Below are 22,639 nucleotides of genomic sequence, written 5' to 3'. Positions count from 1 at the left end.
CGTCTGTGACCGGCATCGCAAAGGACACCCGATGGCATCGTTGGAACTCCTCGACCGGCGTTCGGTCCCAGCCCGGCAGCTCGGCGAGCCCGGGCCGGACCCGGATACCCTGCTGGAGATACTCGGATCCGCCGTGCGGGTCCCCGATCATGGCAAGCGGGTCCCGTTCCGGTTCATCCGCATCGCAGGCCCCGCCCGCGCCACGCTGGGCGAATTTCTCGCCGCCCGCAGCCTGCAGCGCGATCCCCAGGCCGGGTCCGGCGCGATCGAAAAGGATCGCAACCGGTTCAACCACGCCCCGCTGGTGATCGCGGTGGTGGCCAGGCTGGGGCCGGACGAGAAGATCCCCGAGTCGGAACGATTCTCGAGCGCAGCCTGCGTCTGCTTCGGGCTGCTGCAGGCCGCGCAGGCGCACGGTTTCGGCGCCCAGTGGCTGACCGGGTGGCCCGCCTACGACGCCGAGTTCCTGCAACGGCTGGGGCTGGGCGAGCACGAGCGCATCGCCGGGTTCATCCACATCGGCACGGCCAGGCTCGAAGCGCCCGAACGCGAACGTCCCGACCCCCGCGAACTGCTCAGCGACGTGGTGCAATAGGCGCCGCCGGGTCGTTTCGCCGGGTGGCCTCCTACAATGCCGGGATGAGTCGCCCCACCCTGCACCTGGTCGATGCCTCGCTATACGTGTTCCGCGCCTGGCATTCGATGCCCGACCAGTGGCACGACGCCGACGGCTGGCCGGTCAACGCGGTGCACGGCTTCGCCCGCTTCCTGCTGGAACTGCTGGAACGCGAACGCCCCCAGCACATCGTCGTTGCCTTCGACGAAGCGCTCGACTCCTGCTTCCGCAACACCCTGTACCCGCAGTACAAGGCCAACCGGCCACCGGCGCCGGAAGAGCTCAAGCGCCAGTTCGCCTACGTCAAGGCGCTGTGCCAGGCCCTGGGGCTGCATACGCTGGGGCACAGCGAGTACGAAGCCGACGACCTGATCGGCAGCGCGCTGCACGCGGTCCGTCCGCAGGGCTTCCGCGGCGTGGTGGTGTCGGCCGACAAGGACCTGTCGCAGCTGCTGGGCGAACACGACGAACAGTACGATTTCGGCCGCGGCCAGCGCTGGGGATCCGATGGCGTCAAGGCCCGGCACGGCGTGCACGCCCACCAGATCGCCGATTACCTGGCGCTGGCCGGCGACGCGATCGACAACATCCCCGGGATCAGCGGCATCGGCGCCAAATCCGCCGCGGTGCTGCTGGCGCACTTCGGCGATCTGGATACCCTGATCGCACGGGTCGATGAGGTGGCCTTCCTGCGCCTGCGCGGTGCGGCGCAGATGGCCGGGCGCCTGCGCGAGCAGCGCGAACATGCATTGCTCTGGCGACAGCTGACCACGGTGGCGCTGGATGCACCGTTGCCCGAGGGCGCCGCACCGTTTGCGCGGCAGACGGCCGACGCGGGCATGCTGACGACTCTGGCCGAAGGTGTCGGCTTCGGACCGATGACGCGGCGCCGGCTGCATGCGGCGGCCGGGATCGAATGGACCATTCCGGTGGATTCGACCTGATGCATCGGCGTCCACGCATGCTTCTGCCACCGGCGCCGGTTAGCATCGGGGCATGAACGACGATCGCACCATCCTGTACGAAGGCGACTGGCTGCGCCTGGTCCGCCGCGGCCGCTGGGAATCGTGCGAGCGCACCCACGGCCAGGGAATGGCGGTGATCGTGATCGCGGTGACCCCGGACGACGCGGTCCTGTTCGTCGAGCAGTTCCGCGTGCCGCTGGGCGCGCGCACCATCGAGATGCCGGCCGGCCTGGTGGGCGACGACCACGACCATGACACCCTAGAAGACGCCGCGCGCCGCGAGCTGATCGAGGAAACCGGCTGGGAACCGGGCACGGTCGATGTCCTGCTCATCGGCCCGACCTCGTCGGGCATGAGCAACGAACGCATCGCCTTCGTCCGCGCCCGCAACCTGAAACAGGTGGGGGCAGGCGGCGGTGTCGGCAGCGAGGACATCACCGTGCATGCCGTACCGCGCCACCAGGCGCCGGCCTGGCTGATGCGCAAGCACGCCGAGGGCTTCGAGCTGGACCTCAAGCTCTGGGCCGGACTGTGGATGATCGAGCACAACCCCGACGGCAGCCGCGCCGACGAGCCGATCGTGGTGTAGGCCGGCCTAGCGCAGGAGCGACCGTAGGAGCTCAGGCCTTCTTGACGAACTCGGTGCGCAGCACCAGGCCCTTGACCTTGTCGACGTTGCATTCGATCAGGGCCGCATCGTCGGTCAGCCGGATGTTCCGGGCCAGGGTGCCGCGCTTGAGCGTGACCGATGTGCCCTTGACCTTGAGGTCCTTGATCACGGTCACCGAATCGCCGTCGCTCAGGCGGGTGCCGTTGCTGTCCTTGACCACGATCGCGTCGTCTTCGCTCATCTGTGTTGTCCGGGAAAGGGAAAAATGGCGACTCAGGCGAACCGGTCGGTCGTGCGCACCAGGGCATCCACGTTTTCCGCTTCGAAGGCGGAGTGTCCCGAGGCCGGGCTGACGATGAGTTCTGCCTTCGGCCAAGCCTTGTGCAGCTCCCAGGCGCTCTGGATCGGGCAGACCACATCGTAGCGCCCGTGCACGATCACTCCCGGGATGTCGGCGATCCTGTGCGCGTCGCGCAGCAGCTGGTCCTCGACTTCGAAAAAGCCGCGGTTGACGAAGTAATGGTTCTCGATGCGCGCGAAAGCCAGCGCGAACTTCGGATCGCCGTGGCTGGTCGCGTAATTCGGGTCGATGTGCAGATAGCTGGTACCGCCTTCCCAGATGCTCCACGCCCGCGCCGCTTCGAGTCGGATGGCTTCGTCGTCGCTGGTCAGGCGCCGGTGGTAGGCCGCGATCAGGTCGCCCCGCTCGGCCTGGGGAATCGGCGCCAGGTAATGCTCCCAGGCATCGGGGAACAGGCGCGAGGCGCCCTGCTGGTAGAACCACTCCAGTTCCCAGCGCCGCAGCATGAAGATGCCGCGCAGGACCAGTTCGGCGACGCGCTGTGGGTGGGTCTGGGCATAGGCCAGCGCCAGGGTCGAGCCCCAGGAACCGCCGAATACCTGCCAGCGTTCGATGCCCAGCAATGCGCGCAGCTGCTCGATGTCGGCGACCAGGTCCCAGGTGGTGTTGTCGACCAGGTCGGCATGCGGCCTGGAGCGGCCGGCGCCGCGCTGGTCGAACAGCACGATCCGGTACTTCGCCGGGTCGTGGAAACGGCGCATCTTCGCATTGCTGCCCGCGCCCGGCCCGCCGTGCAGCAGCACCACCGGCTTGCCATCGGGATTGCCGCATTGCTCGTAGTACAGGGTGTGGCGGGCGTCGACCTGCAATGTGCCGGTGGCGTAGGGTTCGATCTCGGGATACAGCTCGCGCAGCATGGTCCAGTCCGGTGCGGAAAGCCCCAGTCTAGCGATTCGGGTGCGAGGCCCTTGCGGGGAGCGCCGCATCGGCGCTCCCATTGCCCATTGAATGTTCCAGCTGCCGAAGCGGCGCGCCTAGCTGCGACTGCGTCCCAGGGTGACGCGATCGCGGTGCTCCAGATCCTGGTGCGTGGCGATGTCGCATAATCCCGCTTCTTGCATCAGCGCGCGCACTGCCGCGCCCTGCTCCCAGCCGTGTTCGAGCAGCAACCAGCCGTGCGGCGCCAGGTGCGCGGGCGCATCGCGCACGATGCGGCGGATCGCGTCCAGGCCGTCGATGCCCGATGCCAGCGCCATGGCTGGCTCGAAACGCAGGTCGCCGCGCGACAGGTGCGGATCGCCGGTAGCGATGTAAGGCGGATTGCTCGCCACCAGGTCGTAATGCTCGCCGTGCAGCGGCTCGCACCAGTCGCCGGCGCGGAACGCGACATTCGGCAGATCCAGGCGGCGGGCATTGCGTCCGGCCAGTTCCAGCGCGGCGACGCTGGCGTCCACGCCAACCACCCGTGCAAGCGGTCGTTCGTGGGCGATGGCCAGCGCGATTGCGCCGCTTCCGGTGCCCAGATCGGCGACGCGGAGCGGCTCGCGTGCCGACAGGCGGTCCAGTGCCAGTTCCACCAGCAATTCGGTTTCCGGACGCGGGATCAGCACCGCCGGATCGACTTCCAGCGCCAGCGACCAGAACCCGCGCGTTCCGGTGAGATAGGCCACTGGCTCACCGACCATGCGCCGCCGGACCAGGGTGTCGAATGCGCTGGCCACCACTGGATCGAGCGGATCGTTGCGATGTGCGAACAGCCAGCCGTGCGGCTGCTGCAGGGCATGCAGCAACAGCCATTCGGCGTCGACGCGATCGATCCGCAGCGACGCGGACGCGAGCAGCGATTCTGGCGTCGCCGATGTCGGAGGCTTCATGGCGGCCATCCTAGCGGATGCCATGAAACCCTCCCGTGGGAACGAGCTTGCTCGCGAATGCGTTTGGAGCCGATACGAGCAAGGTCAAAGGCATTCGCGGCCGAAGCCCCTCCCACGGGGTCGAACGCTCAGCGCCGCGCGAACTCCAGTGGCTGTCCGTGGCGTGCCCGCAACTGCGCTTCGCACAGCCTGATGCCCTCGACCTGCTGCTTGAGTTCCAGCGGCCCGCCCTCGATCTTCGCCATGCGCGCGGCGAACTTCGATTCCAGTTCGGCGGCATCCGCGCTGCTGCACATGCCTGCCGAATACAGGTGGATCAGCGCGGCGCCGGCGGGCGACAGCTTCGCCTCCAGCGTGGTGAAGTGCTCATCGATCCACTCGCGAACCGCCGGGCGCAGCGCTTCATGCTCGACCTGGCCGCCGACCGCGCCGAAGATCTCGTTGCGGCGCAGCAGGCCGTCCTCGAACACGAAGCCACGCGCGCGTTCGGCGAGCGCGGGATCCTGCACCCGCCCCATGGCGCCGAGCAGCTGTCCGCGCAGGGTGGGATCCTGCTCCGCGCGGAAATGCCGCTCCGCCAGATCGAACGCCTGCGCGCCACCTTCCGCCACTGCCACTGCGATCGCGGCGCCGCGCAGCTCCTGCGGCACTGCGTCCTTGTGCAGACGGCCATCGCCCTGCACGCCGTCGCGACCTAGGCCGAGGACCTTGTCGCCCTGCGATTTCAGGTACTCGCGGGTCTTCTGATCCTTGAAGTCGAAGGCGAACGCGTTGATCAGACTGTTGCGCAGCAGGCGCCGGTCTTCTTCTTCGCCCTCGCGTGGGACCAGACCAAGCGCGTCCAGTCGCGGCCGGTACAGCGCTGCGGCCTGCGCCCGGAATGCGGCGCGCTGCGCCTCGTCGTGGAGCAGGTATTCCTCCATCCAGCCGATGCTGTCCATGCCCGCGATGACGGTCTGGCGTACCTTGGCAGTCGTGAATTGCGGCAGCGCCTGCAGCAGTTGCGACGGAGTGAGCTGGCCCGCGCCGTAGGCGGCGGTGACCGAATCGGCGTACATGCGCTGTTCGCGCTCGTCGAGCTCGGCGAAGGCGCCGGACAGCTTGTCCTGCAGCGCCGGCGTCAGCGAGAAGCGGTAGTAGCCGTTGCCATGTGCATTGGGCATGACCCAGGCCGGGCAGGACTGCGCCTGCTCAAGCTCGAAGCGCGACTGCGCACCGCTCAGGATGGCCTTTTCCTCGCGTACGGTATCGCCGTCGCGATAGCGCACCGCGAGCGGCACGCCCCAGGTCTGGCTGGCGTTCGCAGCGGACCCCAGCGGCAGATAGCGCTGCTGGTGCACGATCAGCGCGGGCTTGCCGGCGCCGCATTCGAGATCGATCTTCAGGAAGGGAACGCCGGCCTGATCGATGTAGCTCTTGAACGCCGATTCGATCGCCGCCGGATCCGTGCCCTGCGCCGCGACCGCCGCGATCAGGTCGGCGCTGGTGGCATTGCCGCGCGCATGCGTCTTCAGATAGGTGCGGATACCGTCGCGGAACCTGTCGGCGCCGATGTACTGCTCGAACATGCTCAGCGTGGCGCCGCCCTTCTGGTAGGTGATGCCGTCGAAGGCCGACTGGATCTGGGTGAAGTCGCTGATCGGCTCATGCACGCGGCGCGAACTGGCCAGGCTGTCGGCGCCCATCGCCTCGATCGCGCCTTCCAGCAGCCTGCGGTCGGTATGCGCCTGCGGCTGCAGCTGGCCGTGGATCTTGTTGCCCATCCAGGTGGCGAAGCCCTCGTTGAGCCACAGGTCGTCCCACCACTTCATCGTGACCAGATCGCCGAACCACTGGTGCGCCAGTTCGTGCGCGCTCACGCCCCAGAACGCCTGGCGCTGGCCGACCGGCGAGTTTTCATCGGGGAACATCAGGCTGTCGCGGTAGACGATCAGGCCGGCGTTCTCCATCGCGCCCGCCCAGAAATCCGGCGCGGCAAGGTTGTCGAGCTTGTCGAACGGATACGGGGTTCCGAAGTAGTCCTCCAGCGCGGTGACGATCACCCCGGTATTGGCAAGCGAGTAGCGCATGCGTCCGCCCTGCCCCTTGGCCGCGATGCCACGCAGCTTCACCGGCGCGCTACGCACGCCGCTGGCGGGAATGTCGGGGCCGGCTGGGACATCCCACGGACCGACGGCGAAGGCGATCAGATAGCTCGGCAGCGCTTCGGTGCGGTTGAACGTCACCTTCTTCCAGCCATTGCCCAGGCGCTCGGTCTTCGCCTCGGCGCTGTTGGCGACCGCGACGTCGTCCTCGGGCACGATCAGGCTGATCTCCCAGGGCTGCTTGAAGCTGGGTTCGTCGAAGCCCGGAAAGGTGTTGCGCGCGCCCAGCGGTTCCATCTGGGTGACGATGTAATCGTTGCCATCGGGCTTCACCCGATAGGCGCCCTGCAGCTCGCCGAAGCGCGCGTCGTACTCGATGTCGATGGTGGCTTCGCCGGCAGGGATCTGTTCGGCGGCCTGCAGTCTGAGCACGCCGGACACATCCGCATCGCTTGCGCGCAGCGCGATCTTGCGGCCGTCGGCCAACGTCGCCTCGGCTTTGCCGATTTTCAGCCCGCGCCCGTGCATCCAGACCACATCGGTGGCCTGCGCGACCCTGGCCTGGATGCGGGTGCGGCCGCTGAACTCCGCCTGCTTCGGATCGAGCCTGAGTTCCAACTGCACCAGATCGGGCACGACAGTGCGCGGCAACGGTCCTTTCGGCACCTCCTGGGCGTGCACCAGGCCGGCAGCAACGAGCAGGGAAGCGGCCAGCATGTGCTTGGCGGGCAGGCGGTGAATCGCGGTCATCGCGTCGGAACTCCAGGGCAAAGCGCCGGAGCATACCGATCCACCCGGACCCGCGGAATCGGCCGAAGGTCCTGCCCGTCGTGTCACACCGGGGCCATGCCGGCTGGACTCTGCCGCCTGGTCGCGGGTCCGCCTTACGCCAGTTCTGCAGTCACCGCGACCGCATGGATCACCGCGGCGATCTTCAGGGCGCTCTGCACACCCTGCGCGCTCACCTCGTGCTTGCGGATGGTCTTCTCGTGCGAGGCCATGCACATGCCGCAGCCGTTGATCGCGGAGACCGCCAGCGAAGCCAGCTCGAAGGTGATCTTGTCGATGCCCGGACTGGCCATCACGTTCATGCGCAGGCCGGCGCGCAGCGTCGCGTACTCGTCGTTTTCGATCAGGTGCGTGGCGCGGTAATAGACATTGTTCATCGCCATGATCGCGGCGGCGGCCTTCGCCCCGTTGATCTCCTCGGGCGATAGCTGCTCGGTGGCGAAGGCCTCGATGGCGGCGACCAGCGGGGCGTGGCGCGAGGCGATCGCCGAGGCCAGCGCTATCACGCGGATCTGCTTGCCATCGATGCCGGGCGAGCCGGTTTCGCCCAGGACCGAGTCGAGGTTGAGCCTGAGGTCCTTGGCGTAGTCGGGAAGGGTGTTGCGCAGTTCGGTGAGGGACATGGAGTCTCCAGTTGAGATGGCGAAGCGCCGTCCAGCGATTCCGCTGGCCCACGGCGGGAACGTTGGGCGCCAGGGACGAGCCCATGGCTGGGCCCGCGCGGAAACGCAACGCTCGAAGGCTATGCGCGGCAGAATCGGGGGCCGCGCTGTCGCGGACAAAACGAAGGCGGCCGAAGCCGCCTTCGGGGCGATACCCGCGGACCGTGCGCCGTGCGAGGGAGGGAGTCGCGACGCTGTGTTGCTGTCCGCAGGTTGCCCAAGCTCTGCCCTTTCCGCGTGCGCGGAAGGGGTGATGGCGTCAGGCGGCCTTGAGCACTTCCTCGCCGGCCTTCCAGTTGCAGGGGCACAGTTCGTCGGTCTGCAGCGCGTCGAGCACCCGGAGCACTTCGTCCGGGTTGCGACCAACCGAGCCGGAGGTCACGTACACGAACTGGATCACGCCGTGCGGATCGACGATGAAGGTCGCGCGCTGGGCCACGCCCTCTTCCTTGTCCAGCACGCCCAGCGCGGTCACCAGTTCGCGCTTGATGTCGGCCAGCATCGGGAACGGCAGGGTGCTCAGGTCCTTGTGGTGGGTGCGCCAGGCGTGGTGCACGAACTCGCTGTCGGTGGAGCCGGTCAGCAGCTGGGCGTCGCGGTCCTTGAACGCCTGGTCGAGTCGGGCGAACCCGGTCAGCTCGGTCGGGCAGACGAAGGTGAAGTCCTTCGGGTAGAAGAACAGCACCAGCCACTTGCCCTTGTAGGTGTCGTTGTCGATGTCCACGAACGCGTTGTTCAGGTCGTTCGAGACGGTGGCCTTCAACTTGAAGGCCGGCAGCTTGTCGCCGACGGTCAGCATTGCAGCTCCTTGAGGTGGATGGGGGAAAGGTTCTGGGCGCGGTCACCGCCCACACTGCGATTATTGCAGCGCAACATAAATATGACAATTCAATTGTTCTTATGTGCCCGATAGGAATAAACTATTGAAATGAACCTGCGCGACCTGCGTTACCTGGTGGCCCTGGCCGACCACAGGCATTTCGGCAAGGCGGCTGCGGCCTGCTTCGTCAGCCAGCCCACGCTCTCGACCCAGATCCGGAAACTGGAAGAGGAACTGGGCGTGGCCGTGGTCGAACGCGCGCCGCGCAAGGTCATGCTCACGCCCGCCGGCCGCGACATCGCCGATCGCGCACGCAAGATCGTGGCCGACGTGGAGCAGATGAAGGAGGCCGCGCGCCGCAGCCAGGATCCGGAAGCCGGCACCGTAAGGCTCGGCATGTTCCCCACCCTCGGCCCGTACCTGCTGCCGCATGTCGTGCCCGGCATCCGCGCGCGGTTCCCCCAGCTGGAGCTGTTGCTGGTCGAGGAAAAAAGCGATGTGCTGCTATCCCGCCTGCGCGAGGGCCGGCTCGATGCGGCACTGCTGGCGCTGCCTCTGCACGACGACCAGCTGCACGCCGAATTCCTGTTCGAGGAACCGTTCCTGCTGGCCGTGCCGGAGGGCCATCCGCTGGCGAAAGCGTCTTCGCTTGCGCTGAAGGACCTCTCGCAGCAGAAGCTGCTGCTGCTCGAAGACGGCCACTGTCTGCGCGACCAGGCGCTGGACGTGTGCCAGTTGGCCGGAGCCGGCGAGAAGAGCGGGTTCCAGGCCACCAGCCTGGAAACCCTGCGCCAGATGGTGGCCGCCAACGTCGGCGTCACCCTGCTGCCGACGCTCGCGATCAAGCCTCCGGTTGCACGCTCGGACAATATCCACCTTCTGCGCTTCAGCGATTCGCGCCCCAGCCGCAGGATCGCGATGGTCTGGCGTCGCAGTTCGGCGATGGGCGACTTCCTGCTGAAGCTGGCACAGGTGTTCCAGGAGCTGCCGGCAGATTTGTTCCTACCCAGTCGGGAACAGCATCCCGCCGGGCCGGGCCGCACCCGGAAAACGCCGGCACCCGCACGGCGCGCTTGACGCCGGGCGCGACCGTACCGGCAAACCCGCCCAGCGCGCCCCAGCCCCGGTTCGCCGCTTGGCGCTAGCATCAGCCCCTGGCTTCAACGGGGCACGCGATGCGCACTCCTATCCTGCTCGCCAGCGTTCTGCTGGCCGCCTGCGCTTCGGCGCCATCTCCGGCCCCCACCGCAAAGCCCTACGACCTGCTGATCCGCAACGGCGTGGTTTACGACGGCAGCGGCGAGGCGCCGAAGCGGGTCGACGTGGCGATACGCGGCGACCGCGTCGTCGAACTGTTGGCACCCGGCGCGCCCGCGGACGCGAATGAGATCGTCGACGCACACGGCCTCGCCGTCGCACCGGGCTTCATCAACGTCCTGTCGTGGGCCGGCGACGCGCTGATCGAGGACGGCCGCGGCATGAGCGACACGCTGCAAGGGGTCACCCTGGAAATCTTCGGCGAAGGCACTTCGGGCGGACCGCTGACCCCGGCGATGAAGACCGAGATGCTTCAGCTGCAGGATGACATCCGTTACGACATCACCTGGGACTCGTTCGGGGGCTATCTCGAGCACCTGGAACGCAAGGGGGTGACGCCCAACGTTGCCTCGTTCGTGGGTGCCACCACTGTGCGCCAGAACGTGATCGGCAACGCGCCGCGTGCGGCCACGGCGGAAGAGGTGGCGCGCATGCAGGCGCTGGTGCGGCAGGCGATGCGCGAAGGCGCGCTGGGCGTGGGCTCGTCGTTGATCTACGAACCGGCGACCAACGCCGAGACCTCGGAACTCGTCGCGCTTGCGAAGGCAGCCGGCGAATCCGGCGGCGGCTACATCTCCCACATCCGCGACGAAGGCGAGAAGCTACTCGAATCGATCGATGAGCTGATCGCCATCGGCCGCGCCGCCGGCGTGCACGCCGAGGCCTACCACCTCAAGGCCAGCGGCGTGCGCAACTGGCCGAAGATGGCGCAGGCGATCGCCCGCATCGAAGCCGCGCGCGAAGCCGGGCAACCGGTGACCGCGGACATGTACCTGTACCCCGCCAGTTCCACCGGCCTGGATACGCAGCTGCCCAAATGGGTCCGCGAGGGCGGCGCGGGTGAGCGTATCGCGCGGCTGAAGGACCCGGTGCAGCGCGGCAGGGCGATCACGGACGTCAAGGCCGAAATCGCCAGGCGCAACCCTGCCGAACTCGATGCGCTGCGGCGCACGCTGCTGGTGCAGTTCCGCTCCGAATCGCTCAAGCCGCTGACCGGCCGCACGCTGGCCGAGGTGGCCGAGCAGCGCGGCACCGATCTGGCCACGACCATCGTCGATCTCATCGCCGGGGACGAATCGCGTGTTGGCGTGGTGTTCTTCTCGATGAGCGAGGACAACGTGCGCCTGGGCCTGCGCCAGCCCTGGGTCAGCCTGGGCTCGGATGGCGCATCGGAAGCCCCGGAAGGCGTGTTCCTGAAAGGCAGCACCCACCCACGTGCCTACGGCAATTTCGCCCGCCTGTTCGCTCGATACGTGCGCGAGGAACAGTTGTTGAGCGTGCAGGAAGCGGTACGCCGCGTCACCGCGCTGCCCGCGCGCAACTGGAAACTCGCCAGCCGCGGCTGCCTGGATCCGGGCTGCCATGCGGACATCGTCGTATTCGATCCGGCCACCATCCAGGACCATGCCAGCTTCGCCAAGCCCATGCAGTACGCGACGGGGGTACGCCAGGTCTGGATCAACGGTGTGCGCGTGGTACGCGATGGCGCACACACCGGCGCGACGCCCGGGCGGGTGGTGCGGGGACCGGGCTGGAAAGCAACACGTTGAGGGGTTCGCGCCGCCGCCTGACTTCGCCCACGGGCGCTCGCCCGGAATCGTCCCACTACGCCATCGAGGGAGAACTGCCTTGCGTCCTCTGATCCATCTGCTGCTGGGTTGCGCCCTGCTCGTCGCGCCCGCCGCGCACGCAGTCACCCAGGCCTCCGAGGTCAAGGAAGGCGACTTCATCGTGCGCGACTTCCGCTTTGGCTCCGGCGAAAGACTTCCCGAGCTACGGATGCACTACCGCACGCTGGGCGTGCCGCGCAAGGACGCCCGGGGGCGGGTCGACAACGCGGTGATGATCCTGCACGGCACCGGAGGCTCCGGTGCGCAGTTCCTGCAGCCGCAGTTCGCCGACGAGCTGTTCGGCCCCGGCCAACCGCTGGATACATCGCGCTACTACATCATCCTGCCCGACAACATCGGCCACGGCGGCTCGTCGAAGCCGAGCGACGGCCTGCGCATGCGCTTTCCGAAGTACGACTACGACGACATGGTCGAGGCGCAGCGCCGGTTGCTGGCCGATGGCCTCGGTGTGGAGCGATTGCGGCTGATGTTCGGCACCTCGATGGGCTGCATGCACATCTTCGTGTGGGCGCAGAAGCATCCGCAGGCCGCGCGCGCGTTCATGCCGATGGCATGCCAGCCGGCGCAGATCGCCGGTCGCAACCGGCTGTGGCGCAAGGCGGCGATGGATGCGCTCCGGGCCGATCCGGCGTGGCAGCAGGGCGACTACGCCCAGCCCCCGCTACAGGGCATGCGCACCGCGTCGAGCCTCACCCTGCTGGCGGGCGCGGCGCCCTGGTACATGCAGGCGCAGTATCCCGATCGGGACTCGGTCGATCGCTACTTCGAAGAGCGCATTGCTCAGGATCTCGCGCGCCGCGACGCCAACGACTTCCTCTACCAGCTCGACGCCTCGCGCAACTACGATCCCTCCTCCGGGCTGGCGAAGATCGTTGCACCGATGACCTGGATCAATTCCGCCGACGATTTCATCAACCCGCCGGAACTGGGGCTGGCCGAACGCGCGCTGCCGCAGCTGCGCACGACCCGGTATGTCCTGATCCCGCAGTCACCGGAGACACGCGGCCACGGCACGCACACCTGGGCGAAGTTCTGGAAGCAGGAACTGGTCGATCTGCTCAGGCGCAGCGAATAGGCGCCCCGTCACTCGTGCTTTGCCGCCTTGCCGTCGCAAGCCGCATGCAGCGCAGTATCGGTTGGGTCGGGGGTGTCCACTGCCGAGACGTGATTGAGCGCGATCACCCAGCGCCCGTCGATCTTGCGCATCAGCCGGGTGTTGATGCCGTACTGCGGCTGTTCAGGGCGCAGCAGGCGGTAGCGGCTGATCAGCTGCGCGGCATCGGCCGCCAGCGGCTGGATGCGGATGTCATAGAAGCACAGCGTGCCACGAGTGTCGGCGGATGCGCCGTAGTCCGATATGTAGTGGTCGAGCGTGCCCTGCCAGTCGCGCTGAAAGCGCCCCTTCGACACGAACACCACGCCGGGATTCTGGAATCCCTGCATGTAGCCGCGGAAATCGCCGCGGTTCCAGGCGCCCTGCATCTCGCGGATCACGCGTTCGATTGCCGCGGATTCTTCGGCCCATTTGCCGGCTCTCGGGGGCTGCGCCGAGAGCGCGGGCGCGGTGGCGCACAGCAGGAACAGCAGCAGGCAGCGGGAGTTCATGCGTTTGGTTTCCGTCTATGGCCGGACGACCATAGCCCAGGCGTGGACCCGGCGCAGCAAAGACCAATCGCCCCGGCTTTGCCGGTTCTGCGATTCGCTGGCACAGTCGCTGGCGTCGCGACCCCGGAACAGTCCGGACCGCGAGGACAACCAGGCAAGATAAATGCAGACTTCCGGCCATAAATTGTGTTGCCCCCCTGTCGCGCTGCGGCTGCATCCGTGGCACTGACCAGCGGGCCACGCCACGGGGCGGAGCGCGTGGACATCGAAGCCGATCGCACACGCACCGAAGCGACGCACGATCGCGCGTGCGACGGTGCGCCGCCCGCCGACTTCGACGACGCGGCCTGAGCATGGGCCTGCGCGGCTGGGTGATCCTTGGCGTGCTGGCCGGAGCAGCCGGATGGTGGTATTCGCCGCTGTCCCCCCGCGTCCCGCCCGCGCCGGAGGTGCGCGCCGTTTCCGCGGCGGTGGGTGTCGGTGCCCCGGGTGCGAACCCGCTATGTCCGCCGCCACCGCGCGCAGGCGATGGCGGCGAGCCACTGCAGTCGCCGCTGCCCGCCGCGTTTCCAGCGGTGACCATCGAATCGGCCAGGCTCAATCCGCTAGCCGGTTTCAGCATCGACGCGCGGGTGCTGTCGCGTCGCGACTATGCCTATGGACGCGAAGCCGATTTCTCGCCGACCGACCTGGCCCTGGGCTGGGGCCGGATGCGCGACGAGGAGGTCCTGGCCAGGCTCGACATCGAGCAGCGCGGGCGCTGGTACCACTACCGCTGGCGCGACAGCCCGCCGATCCCGTCGCGCGAGATCGCGAAGTCGAGCGCCAACATGCACATCATCCCGGCCGATCCGGCCGCAGCCGGTGCGTTGCGCCGGGTACGCAACGGGCAGCGGGTACGCATCGACGGCTGGCTGGTCGAAGTGATCGCGGACGACGGCTGGAAATGGCGCAGCTCGCTGACCCGCGACGACATGGGCGCGGGCGCGTGCGAACTGATCTACGCCTGCCGCATCGTTGCGGAGTAGATGTACACCCGGCCGATTGTTGTCCGCCGCGGGCGCGTCCGGCTGCTGACCGGAACGCGACCGGTGATCAGGATTCGAGCGAGACGCCCACCGGACAACTCACCCCGGTCCCGCCAAGCCCGCAGTAGCCGGCGGGGTTCTTCGACAGGTACTGCTGGTGCTCGTCTTCCGCATAGTAGAACGGCGGCGCGGGAAACACGATCTCGGTGGTGATCTCGCCCAGCCCCGCGTCGCGCAACTTGCGCTGGTACGCATCGCGGCTGGCGATGGCCGCATCGTATTGCACCTGCGTGTCGCAATAGATCGCCGAACGGTATTGGGTGCCGGTGTCGTTGCCCTGGCGCATGCCCTGGGTCGGATCGTGGTTCTCCCAGAACGTCTTGAGCAGGGTGTCGAACGAGGTTTGCGCCTCGTCGTACACCACCAGCACCACTTCCGCATGCCCGGTCTCGCCGCTGCAGACTTCGCGATAGGTCGCATTCGGCGTATAGCCCCCCGCATAACCGACCGCGGTGGTGATCACGCCGGGCAGTGACCAGAACTTGCGCTCGGCGCCCCAGAAGCAGCCCATGCCGAACTGCACCTTCTGCAAGCCGGGGAAGCTTGCCTTCGACCCATCTCCGGAGTCGCCGCGCAGCGGCCGACCGTGCACGTGGTGCACGTTGCGCAGCGGCATTTCCGTGGTGCGACCCGGCAGTGCGCGGGCCGGGTCGACCATGCGTTGCTTGTAGGCGCCAATGCCGAACATGGAGTACTCCCGGAAGGTTTCCCCTGTTATGCGGCCTGCGGCTGGCGGATCAACCGCGCAGAGCGGTACAACGCGCGCTCACGCCGGCTGTGCGGGCAGCCGTTCGCGTCCCTTCAGGCCGGAGACGAAGATGCCCGCCAGACTGACTGCCAGACCGACCCATTCCCGCGGCATGGTCGCGCGGTCCAGCAGGACCACGTCGAGCAGGAAGGCGATGACCGGCTGCAGCAGCAGCAACAGGCCGACCAGCGCGATCGGCAGCCGCCCCATGGCCTTCGAGATCAGGATCCACGCCAGTCCGTGCCCGAACACCGCCAGGGCCAGCAGGGCCAGCAGCGATCGCACCCCCGGAATGACGAACGAAGCGCCCTCGGCCACGCCCGCGACGGCAAGCACACCCGCGCTGCCCAGCGACGCCAGCGCCAGGATCTGCGCGACCTCGATCTGCGAGTCCGCGTCCGCCGCGCGCCGCTGGGTCGTGCGCAGGCTGACGTTGTACACCGCGTAGCACAGGCCCGTGGCCAGCCCCAGCCAGACGCCCCAACGGTATTCCTGGGGCAGGCTGGACCAGCCCTGCCCCAGCAGCAGCCACAGGCCGACGATTGTCAACGCCAGCCCGAGCAGGAATCGCGGGCCGACCCGTTCCCCGAACAGCAGGGCGCCAGCCAGCGCCATGAAGAACACCTGCGCATTGCCCAGCAGGGTCGCCAGGCCGGGGCCGACCAGCAGGATGCTGCGATGCCAAAGCCACAGGTCGGCGGCGAACGCCACCGCCGGCAGCAGGCACCAGACCCAGACGCGACGCGGCAACGCTCGCCACTGGCCGCGCAGGCCGACCAGCAGGCACAGGAACAGGCCGGCGAACAGCATCCGCCAGAACGCCGAGATCGTCGGCGGCACCTGCGATGCCCGCACCATCAAGGCGTTGGTGCCGATGAGCGCGGCACCGGCGAGCATCGCAAGCAGGGCGCGGGTGTCGGCGCTCGAACCGGCGCCGGGAGTGGGTGCGGACATCCCCCCAGCTTACGGATTGCTCAGCCGGGGAAAACCGCCGGACCGACCGAAATGCGATTGCGCCCCTCTCGCTTGGCCACGTACAGCGCCCGGTCCGCGCGGTCGACCAGGGCGGCGGGCTGTTCGCCCGGCGCGCGGGTGGCCACGCCGACGCTGACCGACAGGCGCAGCCGGCTGCCCTGCCATTCCACCACGCAGTCCTCCACGCTGATCCGCAGGGCTTCTGCGATCCCGCGCGCCGTCGCGACGTCGCAGTCGGGCAGCAGGGCGATGAACTCCTCGCCACCGTAGCGGCCGAGCACGTCCTGCGCGCGCAGACCCGTGCGCAGCGCCGCGGCGATCGTGCGCAGACAATGGTCGCCGCAGGCGTGGCCGTGCAGGTCGTTGATGCGCTTGAAATGGTCGATATCGATGAACAGCAGCGACAACGTGCGCTCGCCGTGCCGGCGGCCCGACTCGCGTGCGAGCCACTGGTCGATGCTGCGCCGGTTCAGCGTTCCGGTCAGCCCGTCCAGCTCGGCGGTGCGCTTGAGCGCCTGGGTCGCCACCGCCTCGTTCGCATGCAGCACCGTCAGACGCACGAATTCGGCCGCGGTGGCGAGCTCGTCGTCGTCGAATTCCGCGCCTCCGACGCGCTGCAGCAACAACGCGCCCCAGCCTTGGGCGCCCACCGCAACCGGCACGACCGCTTCGATCGTGCGCCGGGCGTCGCCGGCCAGCGCGTGCTGCAGCGGCCGCCCGGACAGGGACTGGCGCTTGAGCATCAGCAGGCGCGTGCCTTCCAGGCCTTCGACCAGGCGACGGTCGTCGATCGGCTCGGTCACCAGGACGTCGCGACCGTGGTAACCGTGCGCGATCACCGCGGCGCTCACCGCCGTGACGTGCGGAAGCAGGTGCTCGAGCATCAGGCGGAACGCGGTCCATTCCACGTCCGCGGGCGCCAGTTCGCGCAGCCGCGCCTGCAGCACGCGCGTGAGCGCGGTCCGGCCAGCCTCGCGCTGCATGCGGCGTTCCGACGCGACCCGCGCATTGCGTTCCCGGTCGCGCTGCTCGCGATACGAGCCGATGCGCGCGATCAAGCCCAGCCCCAATACCACCAGCAAGGCGAGCAATGCGAGCTGGTAGCCGTAGCGCGTCCACGCCACCACTGCGCCGACGCTCTCCTGCAACATCAGGCGTGCCGCCAGTGCCGTCAGCGTGAGCAACGACAGGGCCAGCGCAGGCAGCGCCATCGGGATTCGTTGCCACACCGCACCGGAGAGCGCGAACAACGCAGCGGCACCGGCCAGCGTCAGCCCGGCTTGCACGATGTACGGGCCCCATGGGGCGAGCTGCGCAACCCCGGCCATCAGCACCATGGCGGAAATCGCAAGCACGAGGACCATGCCCTGTATCAAGCGCTGCTGGTTCGAGCGTTGCCGATCGGCGACCTGCGACACCAGCGCCAGTACCGCTGCGGTGCAGGCCAATGACAGGCCCCACAGCCCGCGTTCGCCCAGCCCGCCCAGCAACCGCAGGCCAGGCACGGTGTACAGGTGACCGTTGCAGGCCCCGAACACCAACCCGGACAGGATCGCGGCGGTGGCCAGGCTCAGGAAGTAGCGCTCGCGCACGGTCCATGACAGCGCTACTGCCACCAGCGCCAGGCTGAAAGTCCCGGCGTAGACCAGCATGCTCAGCGCGACCGTCCGCTGGGTCAGGCGGATCGCGTCGTCTTCCCCGATCAGGTGGGGCTTCAGTGCCACCGCGACATCGCCGCTGGCGTGCAGTTCGATCTCACCGCCGGCCGAATCCGGAAGCGGAAACAGATAGGCGCCCGGGACGAGGCCCTCGTCCGCATCGGGCGCGAAGAATCTCCGGGGCGGGCTGCGCCAGCCCGGACCCTGCAGCCAGACCGCAGCCACCGGCTCGCGTGCGAGCCACACCATGCGCCTGGGTTCCCCAGGTTGTCGTGGAACGTTCTCTAACTGCAGACGCGCTACGGCATGCGCGTCGCTGCGACCGGAAACCGGCAGGGTCGCGCCAGTCGATTCCCGTGCGTCGGACGCCGGCATCAGCCGGACGGCCTGCGTACCCCAGTCGCCGGGGCGCGCCAGCAGGACGATGACCAGCGCGAACAACCCCAGCAGCAGCGCCATCGCCAGCGCGGGCACGCCCTCTGCCAGCCATTGCCAGGACTCGGTTTCGCGCACCATCACGCCCAGGCCCCGGCAACGCGGGCAGCGTTCCACAGCGGGCGCAAACTGCTGCCTGTGTGGGTTTTTCCCGGGTCCGGCATGTCCTTCCCCCTCAGGACGGCGCGCCCATGCTTGGGAGACAACCGACACACAAACCGTGCCAGTTATACAAGCATGGTGTGATTACCATCACAATATCGATCGCCCCCCGCGCCGAAGCGCGGTCAAGCGGGGAAGAGGCGCTCGGATAGACTGATGGTTTTCCCTATTCACTCCCCATGTCGCTGCCTGAATCCGCCATACCCACGCCCGTGATCCCCGACGCCGGAAAACCCGAATCCGTGCGCCAGGATTTCATCCGCCAGATCGTGCGCGACGACCTGGCCAGCGGCAGGCAGCAGGCCGTCCGTACCCGCTTCCCGCCCGAGCCCAACGGTTATCTGCACATCGGCCACGCCAAGGCGATCTGCCTGGACTTCGGCATCGCCGCCGAGTTCGGCGGCGACTGCAACCTGCGCCTGGACGACACCAATCCGTCCCGGGAAGACCCGGAGTACGTGCGCGCGATCCAGGAGGACGTGCACTGGCTCGGCTTCGACTGGCACGCGCTGCGCCACGCGTCGGACTACTTCGAGGTGCTGTACCTGGCCGCCGAGAAGCTGATCCGCCAGGGCGACGCCTTCGTCTGCGACCTGAGCGCCGAGCAGGTGCGCGAATATCGCGGCACCCTGACCGAACCGGGGCGCAATTCGCCGTTCCGGGACCGCGGCGTCGACGAGAACCTGGATCTGTTCCGGCGCATGCGCGCAGGCGAATTCCCGGATGGCGCGCGCACCCTGCGCGCGAAGATCGACATGGCCGCGGGCAACATCAACCTGCGCGATCCGGCGCTGTACCGGATCAAGCACGTGACCCACCAGAACACCGGCGATGCCTGGCCGATCTATCCGATGTACGACTTCGCCCACTCGCTCAGTGATGCAGTGGAGGGCATCACCCATTCGCTGTGCACGCTGGAGTTCGAGGACCACCGCCCGCTGTACGACTGGTGCGTGGACAAGGTCGATCTGGCACATTCCCCGGAACTGGTGAAGCCGCTGACCGACCGGGGCCTGCCGTTCGAAGCCGCCAAACCGCGTCAGATCGAGTTCTCGCGCCTGAACTTCAATTACCTGGTGATGAGCAAGCGCAAGCTGCTCGCATTGGTCGAGGGCGGCCTGGTCGATGGCTGGGACGATCCGCGCATGCCGACCCTGCAGGGCATCCGCCGCCGCGGCTACACGCCCTCGGCGCTGCGGTTGATGGTCGACCGGGTCGGCATCAGCAAGCAGAACTCATTGCTCGATATCTCGATCCTGGAAGGCGCGCTGCGCGACGACCTGGACGCCGCGGCGCCGCGGCGCATGGCCGTGATCGACCCGCTGAAGCTGACCATCACCAATCTGCCCGAGGCGCACGAGGAATCCCTGCATTTCCCCAACCATCCGAAGGACGATGCGTTCGGGGTCCGCCAGGTGCCGTTCTCCCGCCAGCTGTGGATCGAACGCGAGGACTTCGAGGAAGTGCCGCCCAAAGGCTTCAAGCGCCTGACCGTGGGCGGCGAGGTGCGCCTGCGTGGCGCCGGCATCTTCCGCTGCACCGATGTGGTGAAGGCCGGCGACACTGTGATCGAGGTGGTCGGCGAACTCGATCCGGACTCGCGCCCGGGCATGGAAGGCGCCAACCGCAAGATCAAGGGCACGATCCACTGGGTCAGCGCCCGGCACGCGGTGGCGGCCGAGATCCGCCTCTACGACCGGCTCTTCACCGTGGCCGACCCCGACAACGAGGAAGATGGCAAGACCTACACCGACTACCTCAATCCGGAATCGCGCCGGACCGTCACCGGCTACGTCGAGCCCGCCGCGGCGCAAGCTGCGCCGGAGCAGTCGTTCCAGTTCGAGCGGATCGGCTATTTCGTCGCCGACCGCCACGACCACCGCAGTGATGCGCCCGTGTTCAACCGCAGCGTCACCCTGCGCGATACCTGGACCCAGAAGGGAGGATGAACATGCCCGGGTTGCGTTGCCATGCTATTGCGACCGTACTCGCGCTGGTGCTGGGCGCCTGCGCCGCGCCGAACCAACAGGCGGGAAACAGTGACGCGGCGCCGCAGGCCCAGGCAACCGCGCCGCAGACTCCGGCAGTCAAACCGGCGAAGCCGCCGCGCATGAGCGATCCGCTCCCGCCGCAGCGGGTGAAGGGCGGAACAGTCGTGATCGACGCCAGCTGCAGGACCGATGCCGACTGCACGGTGAAGGATGTCGGCAACTGCTGCGGCTACTACCCGGCCTGCGTCAACAAGAACAGCCCGACCGACCCGGAAGGCGTACGCGCGCAATGCGCGAAGACCGGCATGGCATCGGTCTGCGGGTTCCGGGAGATCTCCGCGTGCAGCTGCAACGCGGGCAAGTGCGAATCCGCCGACGGCAGTGTGCAGCCCGTCGCCCAGTGATGCTCAAGGCGCAGATCCACCTCACCCTGCCCGTCTGGATCCACGACGCGGTCGACACGACGCGACGCTATGCCAGCGACGAGGACAAGGTCGCGCTAGCGATTGAACTGTCTGCCCACAATATCGATGCCGGCAGCGGCGGTCCTTTCGGCGCGGCGGTGTTCGACGGCGACGACCGCATCGTGTCGGTCGGCGTCAACCGCGTGCTTCCGCTGACATGCACGCTCGCGCACGCCGAGAACATGGCCTACATGCTTGCCCAGCAGCGATTGCAGCGTGCCCGTCTCAACATGGACGAAGCCGGCAACCGGCTGGGGCACTTCACGCTGGCGACCTCGTCGCAGCCCTGCTGCCAATGCTACGGTGCGACGATCTGGGCCGGCATCGACCGGCTCCTGATCGGCGCGCGCAGCGAGGACGTGATGGCGCTGACCGAATTCGACGAAGGCCCGCTTCCGGCCGACTGGGTCGGCGAACTCAACCGGCGCGGCATCGAGGTGGTGCGCGACCTCGCACGTGCGGCCGCCTGTACCGTGCTGCGCCAGTACGGGGCAAGCGGCGGCCAGAGGTATTGAGCAACCGGCGGACACGCGCGATACGTGTCCTTGCCGCAGCGTCAGGCCCACACTTCCGGACCCGCCGCAAGCCCGCGTTCAGATCCGCCAGGTTGACGGTGGATTGACCACCGCCGGATTACGGTACGCGCGTCCCCACACCGGACGACAGCGATGAAGACCATATGCCTTGCTGCGGTCGCGCTGGCTATCGGGTCGATAGGCAATGTTGCTGCACAGCAGACCCCAACACCCCCGCCTGCCCCGGCTACAGCACCCCAGTCCATCCCAGTTGCAACGCCTCAACCCCTCCCGAACGCCGCGTCACCCGTGACCGGCACCGCCACCCTGCCCGACGCGCAGGGCAATACCACCACCGTAACCTCGCACCTTCCTGCACCACCCGCCCGCGACCATCGCGCGATGTTCGATGCAATGGACATCGATCATGACGGTGCCATCAGCCGTCGCGAGGCGAGCGGCGACAAGTACCTGTTACGTGCGTATGTCGCCCTCGATAGCGACGGAAACCGCACGCTCGACTACCAGGAGATGCTGCGCTGGCTCGACGACTGAGGCCATCTGCCTTCCCGTGACGTCCTGACGCGATCACCGGGACACGTTCAGCCCGCGTTGCGGCGGTTTACGCGGGGTTGATCCGCATGGGGCTAGCGTGCGCCGCTCCCCCGATGAGGCATCCGCAATGACCCAGCATCTATCGATCCGTCCACTTGCCCTGGCCGTGCTGGCCGCCATGAGCCTGGCCGGCGCTGCCTTCGCGCAGGACACCGCTCAGGTCACCCCGCAGGAACAGGCCACGCAGACTGTCGATGAGAATGCCGAAGCTGCGGCGGAAAACGCACAGCAGGCAAGCACTGACGCCCAGGCTGCGCAGCAGGCCGCCGCCGCTGCCGTCACCCAGCTGGCGGGCGCGACCACCGTGGAAGGTGAGGCACAGGCCGCGGCGAACGCCGACGTCGCCGGCCAGGCTGCGGTGGATGCGCAGGCCAGTGCCAATGCTGCCGCCAGCGCCGCCGAGACCGCGAACGCCGCTCAGGCGGCGGTCGATGCCGGCACTGCTGCTGCGTCCGATGCGGTCGCTGCATCGCAGGCTGCGACCGGTGCCGCGACCGATGCCGCTGCGGCAGCCGGAACCGCCGCGGCCACGGCCGAACAAGCTGCTGCAGCGGCCGTGGGTGCTGCAAACGCGTCAGCGCCCGCTCCGGTGCAGGCAGGCGTCCAGGCCCAGGGTACGGTCACCATTCGCTCCGTGCCCAGCGGCAAAACCGTGACCATCCCGGCCCCAGCCACGCCCTGACGCTCAAACGTTGCTGTTGGGAAAAAGCCCCG

Annotated in this window: 22 protein-coding genes and 1 pseudogene; 13 read left to right on the top strand and 10 right to left on the bottom strand. The window is 68.0% G+C overall.

Translation table 11 applies throughout. The annotated features are described in order from the left end of the window. The first annotated feature begins 31 nt into the window (after window positions 1-31). Genes MC375_RS17445 through MC375_RS17435 form a run of 3 tightly spaced genes read left to right on the top strand, consistent with a single transcriptional unit; the run spans window position 32 to window position 2,170 of the window. Window positions 32-595, top strand: a complete 564-nt coding sequence (locus MC375_RS17445; RefSeq protein WP_242104704.1) for a nitroreductase — start codon at window positions 32-34, stop codon at window positions 593-595. Between the two features lie 44 nt (window positions 596-639). After that, window positions 640-1,560, top strand: a complete 921-nt coding sequence (locus MC375_RS17440; protein ID WP_242104703.1) for a 5'-3' exonuclease H3TH domain-containing protein — start codon at window positions 640-642, stop codon at window positions 1,558-1,560. A 52-nt stretch (window positions 1,561-1,612) separates the two neighbouring features. Continuing rightward, window positions 1,613-2,170, top strand: a complete 558-nt coding sequence (locus MC375_RS17435) for an NUDIX hydrolase (RefSeq protein WP_242104702.1) — start codon at window positions 1,613-1,615, stop codon at window positions 2,168-2,170. Window positions 2,171-2,201: 31 nt separating this feature from the next. Here MC375_RS17435 and MC375_RS17430 read toward each other — a convergent pair. The 6 genes and pseudogenes from MC375_RS17430 to MC375_RS17405 form a co-directional block, all read right to left on the bottom strand. After that, window positions 2,202-2,411, bottom strand: a pseudogene (locus MC375_RS17430) (alkylphosphonate utilization protein); the annotation flags it as partial. Window positions 2,412-2,464: 53 nt separating this feature from the next. Continuing rightward, a complete protein-coding gene (pip, locus tag MC375_RS17425) occupies window positions 2,465-3,406 on the bottom strand; it encodes a prolyl aminopeptidase (protein ID WP_242104740.1) in 942 nt (313 codons plus the stop codon). Window positions 3,407-3,526: 120 nt separating this feature from the next. Beyond that, window positions 3,527-4,366: a peptide chain release factor N(5)-glutamine methyltransferase gene (gene prmC, locus MC375_RS17420; protein ID WP_242104701.1), complete on the bottom strand. Its 840-nt coding sequence runs from the start codon at window positions 4,364-4,366 to the stop codon at window positions 3,527-3,529. 128 nt (window positions 4,367-4,494) lie between these two features. Next, window positions 4,495-7,200, bottom strand: coding sequence for a M1 family metallopeptidase (locus MC375_RS17415; RefSeq protein WP_242104700.1), 2,706 nt, complete (start codon window positions 7,198-7,200; stop codon window positions 4,495-4,497). Between the two features lie 134 nt (window positions 7,201-7,334). Next, entirely contained in the window at window positions 7,335-7,862 is a 528-nt protein-coding gene (locus tag MC375_RS17410; RefSeq protein WP_242104699.1) for a carboxymuconolactone decarboxylase family protein, read from the bottom strand. Window positions 7,863-8,160: 298 nt separating this feature from the next. After that, complete coding sequence (locus MC375_RS17405) at window positions 8,161-8,700, bottom strand: peroxiredoxin (RefSeq protein ID WP_242104698.1); 540 nt, start codon at window positions 8,698-8,700, stop codon at window positions 8,161-8,163. 129 nt (window positions 8,701-8,829) lie between these two features. On the opposite strand from MC375_RS17405, the gene MC375_RS17400 reads away from it, so the two are divergent. The 3 genes from MC375_RS17400 to MC375_RS17390 all read left to right on the top strand — a co-directional run bounded on the left by MC375_RS17400 (window position 8,830) and on the right by MC375_RS17390 (window position 12,744). Next, complete coding sequence (locus MC375_RS17400) at window positions 8,830-9,798, top strand: LysR substrate-binding domain-containing protein (RefSeq protein WP_242104697.1); 969 nt, start codon at window positions 8,830-8,832, stop codon at window positions 9,796-9,798. Window positions 9,799-9,896: 98 nt separating this feature from the next. Then, the gene (locus MC375_RS17395) at window positions 9,897-11,588 is read left to right on the top strand and encodes a D-aminoacylase (protein ID WP_242104696.1); all 1,692 of its coding nucleotides are present in this window, start codon (window positions 9,897-9,899) and stop codon (window positions 11,586-11,588) included. Window positions 11,589-11,667: 79 nt separating this feature from the next. Next, a complete protein-coding gene (locus MC375_RS17390; protein ID WP_242104695.1) occupies window positions 11,668-12,744 on the top strand; it encodes an alpha/beta fold hydrolase in 1,077 nt (358 codons plus the stop codon). Window positions 12,745-12,752: 8 nt separating this feature from the next. On the opposite strand, the gene MC375_RS17385 is transcribed toward MC375_RS17390, so the two are convergent. Continuing rightward, window positions 12,753-13,274, bottom strand: a complete 522-nt coding sequence (locus MC375_RS17385; RefSeq protein WP_242104694.1) for a nuclear transport factor 2 family protein — start codon at window positions 13,272-13,274, stop codon at window positions 12,753-12,755. Window positions 13,275-13,493: 219 nt separating this feature from the next. Between MC375_RS17385 and MC375_RS17750 the strand changes: the two genes are divergently transcribed. Both MC375_RS17750 and MC375_RS17380 read left to right on the top strand, forming a co-directional pair. Then, entirely contained in the window at window positions 13,494-13,625 is a 132-nt protein-coding gene (locus MC375_RS17750; RefSeq protein ID WP_277929562.1) for a hypothetical protein, read from the top strand. Between the two features lie 2 nt (window positions 13,626-13,627). Continuing rightward, entirely contained in the window at window positions 13,628-14,302 is a 675-nt protein-coding gene (locus MC375_RS17380; RefSeq protein WP_242104693.1) for a hypothetical protein, read from the top strand. Between the two features lie 67 nt (window positions 14,303-14,369). On the opposite strand, the gene msrA is transcribed toward MC375_RS17380, so the two are convergent. The 3 genes from msrA to MC375_RS17365 all read right to left on the bottom strand — a co-directional run bounded on the left by msrA (window position 14,370) and on the right by MC375_RS17365 (window position 18,259). Further along, window positions 14,370-15,050: a peptide-methionine (S)-S-oxide reductase MsrA gene (gene msrA, locus MC375_RS17375; RefSeq protein ID WP_242104692.1), complete on the bottom strand. Its 681-nt coding sequence runs from the start codon at window positions 15,048-15,050 to the stop codon at window positions 14,370-14,372. A 78-nt stretch (window positions 15,051-15,128) separates the two neighbouring features. Continuing rightward, on the bottom strand, window positions 15,129-16,064 hold the full coding sequence (locus tag MC375_RS17370; protein ID WP_242104691.1) for a DMT family transporter: 936 nt from the start codon (window positions 16,062-16,064) through the stop codon (window positions 15,129-15,131). A 20-nt stretch (window positions 16,065-16,084) separates the two neighbouring features. Further along, window positions 16,085-18,259 (bottom strand): GGDEF domain-containing protein, encoded by a 2,175-nt coding sequence (locus tag MC375_RS17365; protein WP_242104739.1) that lies wholly within the window; start codon window positions 18,257-18,259, stop codon window positions 16,085-16,087. A gap of 260 nt (window positions 18,260-18,519) precedes the next feature. On the opposite strand from MC375_RS17365, the gene MC375_RS17360 reads away from it, so the two are divergent. The 5 genes from MC375_RS17360 to MC375_RS17340 all read left to right on the top strand — a co-directional run bounded on the left by MC375_RS17360 (window position 18,520) and on the right by MC375_RS17340 (window position 22,607). Next, window positions 18,520-20,289, top strand: coding sequence for a glutamine--tRNA ligase/YqeY domain fusion protein (locus MC375_RS17360; protein WP_242104690.1), 1,770 nt, complete (start codon window positions 18,520-18,522; stop codon window positions 20,287-20,289). A 2-nt stretch (window positions 20,290-20,291) separates the two neighbouring features. Further along, entirely contained in the window at window positions 20,292-20,735 is a 444-nt protein-coding gene (locus MC375_RS17830) for a hypothetical protein (RefSeq protein WP_345779300.1), read from the top strand. After that, complete coding sequence (locus MC375_RS17350; RefSeq protein ID WP_242104688.1) at window positions 20,735-21,310, top strand: nucleoside deaminase; 576 nt, start codon at window positions 20,735-20,737, stop codon at window positions 21,308-21,310. The genes MC375_RS17830 and MC375_RS17350 overlap by 1 nt, the downstream gene beginning before the upstream one ends. Window positions 21,311-21,619: 309 nt before the next feature. After that, complete coding sequence (locus MC375_RS17345) at window positions 21,620-21,865, top strand: hypothetical protein (RefSeq protein ID WP_242104687.1); 246 nt, start codon at window positions 21,620-21,622, stop codon at window positions 21,863-21,865. A 127-nt stretch (window positions 21,866-21,992) separates the two neighbouring features. After that, a complete protein-coding gene (locus MC375_RS17340; RefSeq protein WP_242104686.1) occupies window positions 21,993-22,607 on the top strand; it encodes a hypothetical protein in 615 nt (204 codons plus the stop codon). Window positions 22,608-22,639: the final 32 nt, after the last annotated feature.

The sequence above is a fragment of the Lysobacter sp. M2-1 genome, from assembly GCF_022662495.1.
Taxonomy (GTDB): Bacteria; Pseudomonadota; Gammaproteobacteria; order Xanthomonadales; family Xanthomonadaceae; genus JAKPBU01.
This window is presented reverse-complemented; position numbering and strand designations above follow the sequence as displayed.

Bases quoted from the DNA above. Each gene is read 5' to 3' on its own strand.
- MC375_RS17445 (WP_242104704.1), top strand. From the start codon at position 32: ATGGCATCGTTGGAACTCCTCGACCGGCGTTCGGTCCCAGCCCGGCAG.
- MC375_RS17440 (WP_242104703.1), top strand. From the start codon at position 640: ATGAGTCGCCCCACCCTGCACCTGGTCGATGCCTCGCTATACGTGTTC.
- MC375_RS17435 (WP_242104702.1), top strand. From the start codon at position 1,613: ATGAACGACGATCGCACCATCCTGTACGAAGGCGACTGGCTGCGCCTG.
- prmC (WP_242104701.1), bottom strand. From the start codon at position 4,366: ATGAAGCCTCCGACATCGGCGACGCCAGAATCGCTGCTCGCGTCCGCG.
- MC375_RS17415 (WP_242104700.1), bottom strand. From the start codon at position 7,200: ATGACCGCGATTCACCGCCTGCCCGCCAAGCACATGCTGGCCGCTTCC.
- MC375_RS17410 (WP_242104699.1), bottom strand. From the start codon at position 7,862: ATGTCCCTCACCGAACTGCGCAACACCCTTCCCGACTACGCCAAGGAC.
- MC375_RS17405 (WP_242104698.1), bottom strand. From the start codon at position 8,700: ATGCTGACCGTCGGCGACAAGCTGCCGGCCTTCAAGTTGAAGGCCACC.
- MC375_RS17400 (WP_242104697.1), top strand. From the start codon at position 8,830: ATGAACCTGCGCGACCTGCGTTACCTGGTGGCCCTGGCCGACCACAGG.
- MC375_RS17395 (WP_242104696.1), top strand. From the start codon at position 9,897: ATGCGCACTCCTATCCTGCTCGCCAGCGTTCTGCTGGCCGCCTGCGCT.
- MC375_RS17385 (WP_242104694.1), bottom strand. From the start codon at position 13,274: ATGAACTCCCGCTGCCTGCTGCTGTTCCTGCTGTGCGCCACCGCGCCC.
- MC375_RS17380 (WP_242104693.1), top strand. From the start codon at position 13,628: ATGGGCCTGCGCGGCTGGGTGATCCTTGGCGTGCTGGCCGGAGCAGCC.
- msrA (WP_242104692.1), bottom strand. From the start codon at position 15,050: ATGTTCGGCATTGGCGCCTACAAGCAACGCATGGTCGACCCGGCCCGC.
- MC375_RS17370 (WP_242104691.1), bottom strand. From the start codon at position 16,064: ATGTCCGCACCCACTCCCGGCGCCGGTTCGAGCGCCGACACCCGCGCC.
- MC375_RS17365 (WP_242104739.1), bottom strand. From the start codon at position 18,259: ATGGTGCGCGAAACCGAGTCCTGGCAATGGCTGGCAGAGGGCGTGCCC.
- MC375_RS17360 (WP_242104690.1), top strand. From the start codon at position 18,520: ATGTCGCTGCCTGAATCCGCCATACCCACGCCCGTGATCCCCGACGCC.
- MC375_RS17830 (WP_345779300.1), top strand. From the start codon at position 20,292: ATGCCCGGGTTGCGTTGCCATGCTATTGCGACCGTACTCGCGCTGGTG.
- MC375_RS17350 (WP_242104688.1), top strand. From the start codon at position 20,735: ATGCTCAAGGCGCAGATCCACCTCACCCTGCCCGTCTGGATCCACGAC.
- MC375_RS17340 (WP_242104686.1), top strand. From the start codon at position 21,993: ATGACCCAGCATCTATCGATCCGTCCACTTGCCCTGGCCGTGCTGGCC.